The sequence below is a fragment of the Pseudomonas sp. PA27(2017) genome, assembly GCF_001945445.1.
Classification (GTDB): domain Bacteria; phylum Pseudomonadota; class Gammaproteobacteria; order Pseudomonadales; family Pseudomonadaceae; genus Aquipseudomonas.
On sequence record NZ_MSXW01000016.1, the window covers coordinates 122,188 to 136,381 of the forward strand.

11 protein-coding genes are annotated in these 14,194 nt (G+C 64.4%); 1 reads left to right on the plus strand and 10 read right to left on the minus strand.

What is annotated here, in order from left to right; translation table 11 throughout:
- Positions 1–37: 37 nt before the first annotated feature.
- The 8 genes from BVH06_RS08640 to BVH06_RS08675 form a co-directional block, all read right to left on the minus strand.
- A complete protein-coding gene (locus BVH06_RS08640; protein ID WP_075933788.1) occupies positions 38–1,399 on the minus strand; it encodes a DUF1329 domain-containing protein in 1,362 nt (453 codons plus the stop codon).
- 15 nt (positions 1,400–1,414) lie between these two features.
- Entirely contained in the window at positions 1,415–3,388 is a 1,974-nt protein-coding gene (locus BVH06_RS08645; RefSeq protein WP_075933789.1) for a DUF1302 domain-containing protein, read from the minus strand.
- Between the two features lie 523 nt (positions 3,389–3,911).
- On the minus strand, positions 3,912–6,575 hold the full coding sequence (gene pepN, locus BVH06_RS08650) for an aminopeptidase N (RefSeq protein WP_075933790.1): 2,664 nt from the start codon (positions 6,573–6,575) through the stop codon (positions 3,912–3,914).
- A gap of 69 nt (positions 6,576–6,644) precedes the next feature.
- A complete protein-coding gene (locus BVH06_RS08655) occupies positions 6,645–7,478 on the minus strand; it encodes a DUF2797 domain-containing protein (RefSeq protein ID WP_075933791.1) in 834 nt (277 codons plus the stop codon).
- Positions 7,478–7,741: a YeaC family protein gene (locus BVH06_RS08660; RefSeq protein WP_070886441.1), complete on the minus strand. Its 264-nt coding sequence runs from the start codon at positions 7,739–7,741 to the stop codon at positions 7,478–7,480. The genes BVH06_RS08655 and BVH06_RS08660 overlap by 1 nt, the downstream gene beginning before the upstream one ends.
- 71 nt (positions 7,742–7,812) lie before the next feature.
- Entirely contained in the window at positions 7,813–8,682 is an 870-nt protein-coding gene (locus BVH06_RS08665) for a rhomboid family intramembrane serine protease (protein WP_075933792.1), read from the minus strand.
- Complete coding sequence (locus BVH06_RS08670; protein ID WP_075933793.1) at positions 8,679–9,653, minus strand: metallophosphoesterase; 975 nt, start codon at positions 9,651–9,653, stop codon at positions 8,679–8,681. Before BVH06_RS08670 ends, BVH06_RS08665 begins: the two co-directional genes overlap by 4 nt.
- Positions 9,653–10,540: an NAD(+) kinase gene (locus BVH06_RS08675; RefSeq protein WP_073268818.1), complete on the minus strand. Its 888-nt coding sequence runs from the start codon at positions 10,538–10,540 to the stop codon at positions 9,653–9,655. The genes BVH06_RS08670 and BVH06_RS08675 overlap by 1 nt, the downstream gene beginning before the upstream one ends.
- Before the next feature lie 292 nt (positions 10,541–10,832).
- Between BVH06_RS08675 and BVH06_RS08680 the strand changes: the two genes are divergently transcribed.
- A complete protein-coding gene (locus BVH06_RS08680) occupies positions 10,833–11,798 on the plus strand; it encodes a DUF1853 family protein (protein ID WP_075933794.1) in 966 nt (321 codons plus the stop codon).
- On the opposite strand, the gene BVH06_RS08685 is transcribed toward BVH06_RS08680, so the two are convergent.
- A complete protein-coding gene (locus BVH06_RS08685) occupies positions 11,787–12,728 on the minus strand; it encodes a 1-aminocyclopropane-1-carboxylate deaminase/D-cysteine desulfhydrase (RefSeq protein ID WP_075933795.1) in 942 nt (313 codons plus the stop codon). The two genes, BVH06_RS08680 and BVH06_RS08685, sit on opposite strands and share 12 nt — an antisense overlap.
- Positions 12,729–12,758: 30 nt before the next feature.
- Positions 12,759–14,045, minus strand: coding sequence for a chromosome partitioning protein ParA (locus BVH06_RS08690; RefSeq protein WP_075933796.1), 1,287 nt, complete (start codon positions 14,043–14,045; stop codon positions 12,759–12,761).
- Positions 14,046–14,194: the final 149 nt, after the last annotated feature.

The following is a 14,194-nucleotide window of genomic DNA, read 5'->3' on the forward strand; positions in this document are numbered from 1 at the left end:
CGCGAATGGCTGTCGCACAACGGGCGAGCCTTGCCTGCTATCGGGTGCCACGACGGCGCAGTGCTGCCGGTGTGAAATAACTGTCTTCGGCCATCGGCTGACTGAAGTCGATGGTGTTGGCTTCCTCGTTGTCCAGGTTCTGCACGTGGTAGCGACGGGCCTGCAAATCGTGGAACACGTCCAGCGCGGACCAGGTGGTCGGCAGTTCGTAGTAGTTCTTCAGATACGCCATGGACACGCGCCACAACTCACCACGGCCATCGTACTGATCGACCACCGCGGCCTGCCAGCTGTCTTCGTCCAGGTACAGGGTACGCTTGGAATAGATGTGCCGCTCGCCGGTCTTGAGCGTGCCCTCCACCACCCACACGCGGTGCAGTTCGTAGCGGGTGTAGGCCGGATTGAGGTGGCCGACCTGCAGCAGGTCCTTGTACTTCACCTCTGGGCTGGTGAGCCTGTAGCTGTTGTACGGGATGTAGATCTCGCGCTTGCCGAGCAGCTTCCAGTCGTAGCGATCCGGCGCACCGTTGAACATGTCGGTGTCATCGGCGGTACGCAGGCCGTCGGCCGTGGAGATCGGCGTGTCGTAGGCCAGGTTCGGTGCACGGCGCACCCGGCGCTGGCCGGCGTTGTAGCCCCAGGCCTGGCGTGGCTCCTTGACCTGATCGAGGGTCTCGTGAACCAGCACCGCACCGCCGGCCAGACGCGCCGGGCTGCGGGTGAACGACAGGTAGTAGAACAGGATGTTGTTGAGGTTGGCGTAGCTGCCTTTCGGGTCATAGAACTTGAACAGCGCTTCCTGCTGCGAGGTGACCAGCGAATAGGAGCCGTTGCGCTGCACCGCCACTTCCGAGGCGCGGCGCACCACGTAGGTGCCGCGATAACGGGCGATGTGGTTCCACAAGGCCTCGACGCCATTCTGCGGAATCGGGAACGGGATGCCGCCGAAGGCATCGGCGAAACCATTATCGCCGTCGAGCAGCTTGGCGCTGGCGGCGTTCCTGGCCGTATTGTCATACACCCACTGCGGCGCCGAGCCCGAGCGGCGGCTGGGGTAGACCGGCATCTGGAAGGTGTCCGGGTAGGCCTCGAACAAGGCTACCTGCCCCGGCGTCAGTTGATTGCGGTACTGGGCCAGGTTGGCGCGGGTGATGGTGAACAGCGGCTTGTCGCCGGCGAACGGGTCGACATGGTGCTTGCCCGAGCCCTGGTAGCCAGCCGGCGGCTGGGTGATGCCGCCCGTCCACGCCGGGATGGTGCCAGCAGCGTTGCCGGCCTTTTCGGCGCCCAGCGGCGTCAGGCTACTGCCGAGCTTGGCAGCGTCCTGCGGCGAGACCGCTGCCATGCTGTTGCCAGCCAGCAGAACCAGCGCGACGGCGACACCCTTGATGTTCAGCATGCTGTTTCCCCGTGATCAGAAGGAGTATTTGACGTTGAAGCCGATGTTGTCGCGGTCGCGTACGGCGTTGTTGTTGCCACCGCCGGAAAACTCGGTGTACTGCAGTTCGGCTTCCAGGCTGTTCATGTAGGCCGCCTTGATGCCAAGGGTGTAGGCCTTGCGGCCTTCGATAAAGCGCCCGGTCTGGTAGGAGTTGCCTTCGAAATCATCACGATAGACGACGAAGGGCGACAGGTTCACACCGGCGAACACGTCGTTCCAGGTGCCTGACAGCACCAGGGTGTAGCCATAGGCATTCTTGTTGACCTGGTAACTGCGCCCGTAGCCGAAGGTGTAGGACGAATCGCCCCGGCCCGAGTAATAGCGGGTCGAGCCGTCGAAAGCGGTGTACTTCAGGTCACTGCCGCGCAGGTGCTCGGAGGCCAGCTCGGCCACCCCGGTCAGCGCATCGAAGCCCAGCGACGGGCCGAAGTTGTAGATGGTGCCGAGCGAGGCGTTGTAGGCCTCGACCCGCTCGTAGTTGTGAATCTCGTCACCGAGCTGCAGCGGCTGGCCGCCGATGTTGACCTGCTGGCCCTGCACCACTTGCGGCGCCTGACGCAGCAGGTCGCCGAGCAGATCGTTGGTCGCGGCGACGCCGATCGGCAGGTTCGGCCGGTAGGTCAGCTCACCGAACACCGAGGCATCGCCCAGGGTGGTATTGAAGCTGAAGCCGTACATGCGGATGTTTTCCACGTACTCTCGACGAGCATTGACCTGGTTGGCCGCATCGACGGTGGCGGCGCCATTGACCAGCCCGAGCAACCCCTGGGCAGTGCTGTTGCCCAAACCAGCCAGCGTCTGCAGTGTCGAATAGTTGGTAATCGCATTGCCGCTGGCGGCTGCGGTGATCGCATCCAGATCCAGCCCCGAGAAACCCTCCAGATCGGCGTTGAGCGTCGGTTCCTTGGCGTGGTAATTGACGAAATAGAAGCCGAACTCCGTGGAATTCAGCTGTTCGGCAATGTAGCGAAAGGCGACGCCAAACTGACCGTCGTCCTTGGCCTCGATATCCGAGCCGATGCTGGCGACCTTGAAGTAGCCATTGCTGTCGAGGTACTCGCTGCCCTGCAGCCCGCCGACGCCCAAGGCACTCAGACCCGCGTAGTTGCCTTGAAACGCAGCGCTGCCCAGCGCGGCATTGCGGCTGTAGGCTGTACTGCCACCCTCAGCGAACAGATCGGTCTCGGAGAAATAGCTACCCACCGGATCGATGGCGGTTTCCTTCCATTTGAACTGGTAGAAGGTTTCCATCGACAGGTTGTCGGTCAGGCCGATATTGAAGCTGACCGCCTCGACGGGGATCAGCACTTCCTTGAGTTCCGCGCCTGGCAGGCGGAAGCGTGCGCCGTCCACCGGGTTGCTGGTGTTCACGCCACCGCGGTAGAACAGGCCCTCGCCCCAATTGAATACCTGGCGCCCCAGGCGTGCAGTGACCGGGCGCTCGGCGACGTCCCAGTTGCCATAGACGTAGGCGTCGAGAATCTGCGCATCGCGGCCGGCGGTGTGCCGCGTGTCGCGGGTGAAACGATCGTCGTTGGGGGTGTTCTGGCTGGGTTGGGCGGCACGGTCGCCACTGTAGAAGTCGTTGCGCTTGTCCATGATCTGCGTGTCGTAGAACGCGGTGCCACGCACGAACAGGCCGTAGTTCTGGTAGTTCATCTCGAGGTCCGAGGTGATCTTGAACACTTCGGAAGCCAGCCCGGTGTCGAAGTTGCGATTGCCGTCGTTGACGTTGACGTCGTCGTTACCGCGGCTCTGCCCCTGCACACGCCACAGCTGCCCATAGGACAGCGTGGTGTCCAGCGAGCCGCTGACCTCGTTATCGGCGAAGCTGAACTCCACCGCCTGCGCAGGCGCGGCAACCAGCAACGGCAGCACGCCGGCCAGGGCAAAACCGGCTTTGGCCGGCACCAGACGCGGGGCCTGCACAAGGGACTTGATACGCATTGAATCTCTACTCCGCAGACAGACAGTCATTATTCTTGCGGCTCATTTTCCGATGAGCCTGACGAACCCCTCGCAGGGCGCCCGTCGATGACCTTGAACTGGCTGGCGTGACTGCGTCATGCAGTGCAACCTTGGTGCCAATTCAAACGATCGTATTAGCCGAAAGTGCTTTTCTAGAGCAGCTCTGCTGCGTCTCTTTGTGACTGGTCGGCCACTGAACAGCAACGCCCCGATATCGATGCAGAATCGCTCATCAGCGCTTTCAGCAAGCTGTCGAAGTGCCTCACGGGCAATAAAAAACCTTGATCAAAATGCCAGCATGGCGACAGCGGCGGCGATATTAAGTGGCTGACGGAGGGCGGCGGTAGCTTTTCATCCCCTGAGGTAACAAAAATTTGTTACCACCAAAGCGCGGGTAACAAAGATCGGGGGGCTAAGCACAGTTGATGGGGCGCCCAGAACGGGCGCCGGTGGGATGCAGCAATGGTACGCCCGGAACGGCCAGCGCCGCTCCGAGCATGGCTCAGGCCAGGCTCTTGCTAACCACCTCATAGACATCGGGTGACAACTTGCCGGAGGCGAGAATGCGCTCAAGCTCGGCCTTCATCAGCGCCTGACGCGCGGCGCCGTACTTGCGCCAGCGGGTCAGCGGCGCCAGCAGACGCGAGGCGATCTGCGGGTTCAGCGCGTTGAGCACGATCACCTGATCGGCCAGGAAGCGGTAGCCGCTACCGTCAATGGCATGGAAATTCACCAGGTTCTGCCCGGCGAACGCGCCGATCAGCGCACGCACCTTGTTGGGGTTCTTCAGGGTGAAAGCCGGGTGTTCCATCAGCGCCTGCACGCGGGCCAACCCGCCCGGCAGGGTGCTGGCGGCCTGCACGCTGAACCACTGATCCATGACCAGGGCATTGTCCTTGAAGTGCTCGGCGAACGCCTCGAGGGCCTTGCTGCGCTCGGCCTCGAATGGCGAATTGACCAGCACCGCCAGGGCAGTCAGCCGCTCGGTCATGTTGTCGCTGTTCTCGAACTGATCGAGCGCCGCGGCTAGCACCTCGGGCTTGTCACCCAGCATCAGGTAGGACAGCGCTATATTCTGCAGCGCACGGCGAGCGAAGTGATCGGCCTCGGCAACGTAAGGCGTGGCGCGCGATACCGCGCGGTTGGCCTGATAGCGCTGCCACAGCGGTTCGAACAACGCATCGGCCAGTTGCTGGCGGGCGAACTCGCGGGCGCCATGAATGGCGTCGACATCGGCAACGTCGCTGATTTCGGTGAGGTAGGCCTCGCCCGGCAGTGACAGCATTTCGGCGACCATGGCCTGATCCAGCGTGTCGTCCTGCAGCAAGGTGCGCAGTGCACTGACCAGGCGCTGGTCGAGCACCAGCGTTTCGCCGCGCTGGTGTTGGCCAATCAGTTCCTGCAGCACCTGCACGCTGAGCTGCTGGCCGGCCTCCCAACGGTTGAAGCCGTCGCTGTCGTGCTGCATCAGGAACATCAGCTGGTCGCGGTCGTAGGCGAAGCTGAGCTTCACCGGTGCACTGAAGCCACGCAGCAACGACGGCAGCGGCTTCTCGGCAACGTCGACGAAGGTGAACGACTGCTGCGCCTCGGTCACCGACAGCACGCGGTTGCCTCCCACGGCGGCGGCTTCGCCCTGCAGGCGCAGTGGCAAGTCGTTGCCCTGCCCGTCCAGCAGGCCCAGCTCCACCGGGATCACGAACGGCAGCTTGCTGCTCTCGCTCTGCCCCGGCGTGGCCGGGCAGCTCTGGGTGAAGGTCAGGGTGTAGGTTTTCGCCGCGGCGTCGTAGCTGTCGGCGACTGCCAGGCGCGGCGTGCCGGCCTGGGTGTACCAACGCTTGAACTGGGTCAGGTCGACGCCGCTGGCATCTTCCATGGCCTTGACGAAATCGTCGCAGGTCACGGCCTGGCCATCGTGGCGCTCGAAGTACAGGTCCGAGCCCTTGCGGAACGCTTCGGCGCCCAGCAGGGTGTGGATCATGCGCAGGACTTCGGCGCCTTTCTCGTAGATGGTCAGGGTGTAGAAGTTGGAGATTTCCATGTACGCATCCGGGCGCACCGGGTGGGCCATGGGGCCGGCGTCCTCGGCGAACTGGTGGGTGCGCAGGTAGGCGACGTCCTGGATGCGCTTGACCGTCGGCGAGTTCATGTCCGCCGAGAAGCCCGCGTCACGGAACACCGTGAAGCCCTCCTTGAGCGACAGCTGGAACCAGTCGCGGCAGGTCACGCGGTTGCCCGACCAGTTGTGGAAGTACTCGTGGGCGACGATCGCCTCGACACGCTGGTGCGCGGCATCGGTGGCGGTTTCGGCGCGGGCCAGCACGGCGCTGGAGTTGAAGATGTTGAGACCCTTGTTCTCCATGGCGCCCATGTTGAAATCGTTGACCGCGACGATCATGAAGATGTCCAGGTCGTACTCGCGGCCATACACCTCTTCGTCCCACTTCATGGACTTCTTCAGGCTGTCCATGGCGTGCTGCACCTTGTCGATGTTTTCCGGCTCGACGTAGATGCGCAGCGTCACGTTGCGGGCGCTCATGGTGGTGAAGGTGTCTTCCACGCACCACAGGTCACCAGCGACCAGGGCGAACAGGTAGGCCGGTTTCTTGAACGGGTCTTCCCAGGTCGCCCAGTGGCGGCCGTCGTCTTCCTCGCCGCTGGCGATCGGATTGCCGTTCGACAGCAGGATCGGGTACTTCTGCTTGTCGCCGCTGAGCGTGGTGGTGAAGCTGCTCATCACGTCCGGGCGGTCGAGGTAATAGGTGATCTTGCGAAAACCCTCGGCCTCGCACTGGGTGCAGAACATGCCGCTGGACTTGTACAGGCCTTCCAGCGCGGTGTTGCTTTCCGGGTGGATGCGCACGCTGCTGTCGATGACGAAGCTGGCCTGGGTGGGCTGCAGGGTCAGGTGACTGTCGGCGAGCTGATAGTCGCCGGCGCTCAGTTCACGGTCGTCGAGTTTGAGGTGCAACAGCTCGAGCTGCTGGCCGTCCAGCACCAGCGCCGGCAGTTCGGCGGACAGCTCTGGGTTACGGCGCATCACCAGCTGGGCGTGTACCAGGGTGTGATCCTCGAACAGCTCGAAGGTCAGGTGGGTTTCGTCGATCAGGTAATCCGGCGCCTGATAGTCCTTCAGGTAGATGGTCTTCGATTGTTCGGTGCGCATGGGAAACCTCTTCGATGCCGCGCCGACTGGCGCGGCAGACAGGTGAATGGCGTCAGCCGCGCCTGCCGGTCAGGCGGCGCAGCTGGCTACGATCTGGTAAGCGGTGTACTTGCGAATATTGATCACGCCGGTATCGAACATCAGGTACTGGCCCTTGATGCCCAGCAGCGTGCCTTCGGCAATAGGGTTCTTGTCCAGGTTGAAGCTGGTGATCTTCGCCGGATACGCCTCGATCGGATAGCGGATTTCCACCACGCTCTGTTCGTTGAGCGGCTGCACGGCCTGCAGGCCGAAACGCTCCTGCAGCGCGGTGATGCCACTGGCGCAGGCATCGAAGATCTGCTCGCGCACGTGCAGCAGGTCGACCGGCGCCGCGTCGCCCTTGAGCAAGGCACGCCAATTGGTCTTGTCCGCCACCTGGCTGCGCAGCAGGTCTTCGACGAAGCCCGACTGCTGGCGCGTGGCCACGCGCATGATCGGCAGCGCCTGGGTGGCGCCCTGGTCGATCCAGCGGGTGGGAATCTGCGTGGCGCGGGTGATGCCGACCTTGATGCCTGACGAGTTGGCCAGGTACACCACGTGATCGGTCATGCAGAATTGCTCGCCCCAACCGGGATCACGGCAGGTGCCGACGTCATAGTGGCAGCGCTCGGGGCTCATGATGCACAGGTCGCACTGGGCCAGCTTCTGCATGCAGGGGTAGCAATAGCCCTGGCTGTAGCTGGACTTGGTCTTGCGGCCGCAATGGCTGCAATGAATGGCGCCGAGAAACTCCAGGCGCACGGTCTTGCCGATCATCGGGTTGACGGCAACCTGCTCGTCACCCAGGCGAAACGCGTACTGCACTGGCGCATCGAGCTGGGTGGCCATCTTGCTCAAAGCGCCGCGGGCTACCTCAAACATCAGTGCAGGGTTTCCGAGGACTTGAACAGGATGTTCGGGACAGGCTCGGACTTCGAGGCACATTCGGACGCGCCCATGTAACCGGTGCGCTGATCCTCGGGCAGGTTCTCGATTTCCCAGGCGATCATCGCTTGCAAGCTCAGCTCTTTCTGTTCCTGGGTGAGCTTGCGGCCATCGGGCCACTTGCCGATCTCCACAGCCAGCTTGAGGCTTTCATACACGTCCGGGGTGATGTTGCGGATCAATTCGACGAAGGAGGACATGGCTGACTCCAAAGCTGGAAAAGCGCTGATTCTACCCTATCTGACCCGCCAAGCCGAGGCGCTGGCGACGCTCAGCGCCGTGCCAGCTGGCGAGCCAGCAACCCTCCGATGGCGCCGGTGAGGCAGCCGGCGATCAGCCCGCCAACGTGGGCGGCATTGGCGATGGCGCCGAACTGCAGCAGTTCGAAGACACCGGTCATGCAGATCAATAGCCAGATCAACATGCTCACCAGCACGCCACGTGGCAGCCGATATGCTGCATTGGGCGCCAGCCACTGGAACAGCCAGCAATGGCCAAGCAGCCCGTAGAGCACGCCGGACAAACCGCCGAACAGCGCAGGCCCGCCATAGACGTACTGCGCCACGTTGGCGGCGAGGCCGAACCACAGCGTCAGCAGCAACAGCATCAGGGCGCCCTGGCGCGCCTCGATGCGCCGGCCCAGCTCCCAGTACCACAGGCTATTCATCGCCAGATGCAGAATGCCGAAGTGCAACAGCATGGGCGTCAGCAGTCGCCACCACTGACCGCTGTCGATGGCCTGGGTGAAGCTTGCGAAATAGATGTACTGCCCGTCGATATGGAAGTCGACGAAACTCAGCCAGCGCACCACGTCGTAGTCTTCACCGCCCCAGGTCAACACCGCGACCAGCAGGGTCAGCGCCAGCACGACCAGGGTCAGCGGGCTGCGCCGGGCCTGGGCGGCGATGCCGGGCCGCGAGCTGGCGACCGGCGCTGCCACGGGCTGCAGATTCGGGTCGCCCTGGGGCGCCCGTGCATACAGCTCGCGCACCTGGGCGGCGATTTCTTCGCTCGGCACCCAGAGCACCTGCTCGTTGCCCTGCTCGGCCACCCGGTGCGGCACGCGCAGCCTGCCGAGCAGGGTGATGAATGCAGCGAGGTCCTGTTCCAGCGGCGCACGCAGGGCGATCACGGGGCTCATCGCGCCGGCCCCGGCCGTTCTACCTCGACCCAGACGAACTTGGCCGGATCCAGACGAGTTTCCTGGTCCAGCCGGTAGGCCACCAACTTGCCGTACATCACCGCGCTGTAGTCGAGGCAGGCGATGTTGGGGCAGATCGGCGCCGGCGTGCCGCTGCGCCAGTAGTGGCCGACGAACAGCGGCGGCTGCTCGGGGCCGTAGGTCAGCAGTTGCGCCCGGTCTTCTTCGCTGAGCGGTAGGCACGCCACCTGCTCGGGCAGCGGGTCGGGCTGGAACTGCACATCGCCGTAGGTCGACGGGTTGCCGGCCCAGAACTTGGTGCGGAAGAACGAGCGGGTGAAGCCATCGCTGCTGGTCATGGTCAGCCCGCCTGGCAGGCGCATGTCGGTGCCGCGCAGCAGGCGGTCGAGCACCGTGCAGGCGAAGCTGCCGGGAATGGCCGAGGCCTGCAGGAAGTGTTCGTCGATGCAGCCGCTGGGGAATTGCCCGCGCAGCGAGGCGATCATGGCCTCGTCCCAGCAGGCGTGCACCACGCGAAAATGGCCGGCATCGAGAAACAGCGGCATTTCGTAGAACCACGCCAGCATGTCGCGCCATTCATCCGGGTAGGCCTCGAACTGCCGCAAGGTCTCGCCGATCAGCCGTTCGTGCCGCGCCGTGTGCTCACGCACGAAGGCGCGCCCGCTGCCCGGTGGCGCCGGGGTCATCCAGCCCAGGGCGTTGAATTCGTGATTGCCCACGATGCACAGCGCCTCGCCGGCGCGCACCATGTCGTGCACCAGATGCACGGCCTCGCGGATGCGCGGGCCCCGGTCGATCAGGTCGCCGAGGAAGATCGCCATGCGCCGCGGGTGCCGCCACACGCCGTCCTGGCGGCGATAACCCATGCGTTCCAGCAGGCGCACCAGGGTATTGGCGCAGCCGTGCACATCACCGATCAGGTCATAACCGCGAGACGGATCGAGCTGCATCAGTCGCCTCCGCCTAGTCGGCTACCCCAACCCAGCTTGGTACGGCAGACCTCGTAGTAGTTGTGATCCAGCGGATGGATCAGGCACAGCTTCTGGGATTTCTTGCGTACCGTGATGGTGTCACCCGGCGCACAGGTGAAATGGTTCTGGCCGTCGCACGACACTTGCGGGTAGAGCTGCAGGTCCTTGGAGACGACGATCTTCAGCTCGCTGTTGCCATCCACCACGATGGGCCGGCTGGACAGCGTGTGCGGGTACATGGGTACGACGACTATGGCATCGAGCTTGGGATGCATGATCGGCCCGCCGGCGGACAGCGCGTAAGCCGTGGAGCCGGTTGGCGTGGCGACGATCAAACCGTCGGCCTTTTGGCTACAGACGAACTGGCCATCGATATACAGCTCGAACTCGATCATCCGGTTCGACTTGCCCGGGTGCAGCACTACGTCGTTGAGCGCATCGCCCTGGCCGATTGCCTCGGAATGCCGGCGCACCTCGGTTTCGAGCAGAAAGCGGTTCTCGGTGAGGTAATTGCCTTCCAGCACCTCGGCGACCTTGGACTCCAGCTCATCGGGGCGGATATCGGTGAGAAAACCCAGGTTGCCGCGGTTGATGCCCAGTACCGGCACCTTGTGGCGCGCCAAGGCGCGACCGGCGCCGAGCATGCTGCCGTCACCACCGACCACGATCACCAGATCGCAGAACTCGCCCAGGTGCTTGCGCGCCGAGGTCTGCAGGCCGTGGCCCGGCAGCACTTCGGCGATGGTGTCGTCGAGAATCACGTGCAGCTGGCGCTCGAGCAAGAATTTCTTCAGGCGGCGGATGGTGTCGAGCACCTGGGTGCTGCCCAGGCGGCCGATGATGCCGATATTACGAAACTGCTCCATGGGGCTCCCGCGAGGCTCTGGCTCTAATGGCCTGGATTATGGGCGAAGGCACCCTGCGCCAGCAAACCCTGACGCCGACGGCCCTGGCAGGCCGTTGAAAAACGTAGGCGAGGCAGCCAGTGCAAGGCCTGGGCGGCCCCACAAAAACAGCCGAAAAAGCGGAGTGTACGAGTTGTACATGAGCATTTTTACGGGGGCGCCTAGCCTGGGCTCGCACTCGAGGCTGTTTTTAACGCAGCAATGGCAACGTAGGTAGTTTTTCAATGGCTTGCCAAACGCCTATGCTGCAACGATGAACCCCTTCACCGCGCTTGCCGACCTGCCCCGCCACCTCAGCGAACCTGCCGTGCGCGACCTGGCCTGGACGCTGCTTTCGCCGCCCCTGCTCGCCCATACGTCCTGGCCACAGCGCCATCCCCTCATCGCCAGTAGCTGGGCGGCCGAACCGGATCTACTGGCCGACTGGTTGCAGCTTCAGGACGAAAACCCGCAAGCGCTGCACGAATGGCTGTCGCGTAGCTCGGTGCGGCGCCTGGGCCTCTATTACGAACGCCTGTGGCAGTTCGCCCTGCACGCGGCGCCGGGTATCGAGATACTGGCGGCCAACCTGCCGATCCGCCAGGGCGGCCATACCCTGGGCGAGCTGGATCTGCTGCTGCGCGATGGCAGCGGCGTGCACCATGTGGAGCTGGCGATCAAGCTGTACCTGGGCCAGCCGCCCGGTGCACCCGAGCACTGGATCGGCCCGGGAGGCCGGGACCGCCTGGATCTCAAGCTCGATCATCTCGCCATTCACCAGTTGCCGTTGTCGGCTTCGCCGCAAGCGCGGCAAGCGTTGGAGAGGCTGACCCACGCACCGATCCAGGCCTCGATGTGGCTGGGTGGCTATCTGTTCTACCCCCATGGCCGGGATCATCCATCACCGGCGGAGGCCGAGCCGGCGCACCTGCGCGGCACCTGGCTGCACCGCCGGCAATGGCCTGGGCTGCAGGCCCAATACCCGGATGCCCGCTGGCAACCACTGCCGCGCAACGCTTGGCTGGCACCGGCTAGACGGCTGGCGGTGCAAGCCTGGTCAGCCCAGGACCTGCAGGTCTGGATGGATGGGCTGGCCGTGGACGCCGGCGCGCAGTTGCTGGTCGATCTACAGCCTGATGACAACGGCGCACTTACCGAGCGACAGCGGATCTTTCTGGTCGCCGATGACTGGCCCGCCAGCGGCACCGAACCGGGTGCGGCGCCGCCCTCAGCGCGCTGAGTCCTTGCCAAGCGCAGCGCGGCGGCCCTGCAGGCCGCCGGTGTGTAGGAAGATCAGGCGTCGGCCGGCCTCGATCTCACCTCGGCGGATGGCATCGCGCAAGGCCAGCAACGCCTTGGCGGTATACAAGGGCTCCAGCAGCAAATCGCTTTGCGCCTCGCACCCTTCCATGAAGGCCAGCAACTCGCTGTCCTGACGCGCGAAGCCGCCGCGACAGGCATCCAGCAATCGGTATCCACCATCGTCACGGCCCGCCTCAGCCAGTAGCGTGCGCACCCGCTCGGGCACGCCATGATCCAGCGGTACCGCCAGAGCGCCGTGAACGCTATGCCGCCCCTCCTCTGCGATCACCAACCCGGCCAGCGTGGTGCCGGTGCCTACCGCCAACCACCAATCGTGGTAATCATCCCAGCCAAGCGTTGCCAGCTGCCCCGCCACCATCGCCGGCAAATCGGCACACCCCAGCGCGCCGGGCAGCCCGCCACCGCCCTCGGGCACGGGCATGAAACCCGGATGACGCGCCAGCCATTGAGCCCAGAAGTCGGCACGATGCCGCTCGCGATAACCGCCGTAGCCCAGCCAATGCAGCTGCATGCCGAAGCGCTGCAGATCCTCGACGGTCGGCGTGTCCTGAGGGTGGCCCCGCAGCAGGCCGACGGTAGCGAAGGAAAACCGCTGCCCAGCGGCCGCCAGGGCATGCAGATGATTGGAGTGGGCGCCGCCGAGGCTGATGATGCCGCTGGCACGCTGTTCAGCAGCGCCGCGCAGATGGGGGGCGAGCTTGAACCACTTGTTGCCGCTGATCAGCGGGTCGATCAGGTCCAGGCGCAGCACCGCCAGTTCGACGCCCGTCAGCCAGTCGAACTGCAGCCGTTGCAACGGCGCCTGGGGATGCCAGGCGCTGATGGCAGCCAGTGGAATCGAGGTCATGACGATATGGCCCGGAAAAAGGCCGGGAGTTTAACCCACGGTGCGCAGGCGGGCGGTCTTGTGCTGCATGCAGCAGTTGGACTCGCCAACCACGAAACGCCCGGGCGTTTCGACCCGCTCGACCGCTACGTCGCAGCGCTGGCCATCGGCCTGCAGCCCTTCGCAACGGGGCCGCTGATAATGCTCCAGCCACTGTCGGTACTGGCTCTCCGGCACGAAGCACTTGCTCGCCGCATAAGCCAGTGGGCCGGCCAGGTAGCGGTCGACATCCTGCAAAGGCACGGTCAGGTGCCCCGCGCCCGGGTGGAACACCACGAACACCACACCTTGCGCAGCCAGGCGTTCGAGCACCTGGCTGGCGCCGCGCTGGGCAGCCTCGCCCTCGCGGCGACACGCCTGTTCCTCGGCGGCAGACTGGGTGGCGAGAATGCGCGCGCGCAGTTCCTCGTCGAACTGCTCGCGCAGGATTTCGCGCTCGGTGCGGGCGTGACGCTCGGCAGCGCGCACCCGCACCGCCATTTCCTCGCGCTCGCTCTGTTGCGCTTCCCGTTGTTCGGCCAGTTGCGACTTCAAGCTCTGGTTGAGCCCTTCCTGCTGGCGCAGCGCCTGCCGCAACGCCTGAATCTGCCCTTGCAGCTCGGCCAGTTGTCCATCGCTTCTGGACGCGGCGCGCGCCAGTTCGGCCTGGTGCTCGTGAGCCAGGGCAGCCAGGCGCTCGCGTTGCTGGCGAACCAGTTGCGCGGCCTTCTGCCGGTAGTCGTGGGAAAGGCGCTCGGCCAGCTTCTCGGCCAGATCGCGGGAAGCGTCGGCCGCGTACCATTGATCCTCGGAAGCCACCTGCAGCCGCTCGGGCGTCACGGCCGGGGCTTCCTCTTCCTGCATGAGGATGCCGAGGGCGTTGGCTCGCACCGTGTCACGCAAGGTGGCCAGATCATTGTTGCCGGGCACCAGGCTCGGGTCCCACAGATGCATCTGGTGCCAGGAAACCGGGCACTGGCTCCGGCAGGCCAGGCGAATCGGCCCGCCGCCCAGGTCGGGGCCGCGGCCGGCACGCTCGGCCATCTGCTGCAGGGGAATGTTCCAACCGCTGTCCGGCGCACCGTCTTCGTCGAGATCCAGGTAGAAGAACACCGCCGAGCGAATCTGCAGACGGCCATTGATCACCACGTAAACGGCCCGCACCTGCTCGTCGGCCAGGGTCGGCATCTTCACCAGGCCATCGAGCAGGGTCTCGAACTCGGTGTAGAACATCTGCTTGCCGATGCTGCCGTCCGGGGCGAAGAACATCACGGCCTCGATCAGTTGCGGCTTGCTCATCGATGTTCTCCACGGGTAATGACGGTTCACGCTGCCTTTGGCCTGGCGCAACGAGACGCCAGCCAGGCAAGTCTAGGCGAGAACCCATTACAGGCTGTGTGACCCGGTTGGCAGTCATTCAGCCGCAGGACGAACGGTACGGTCGAACT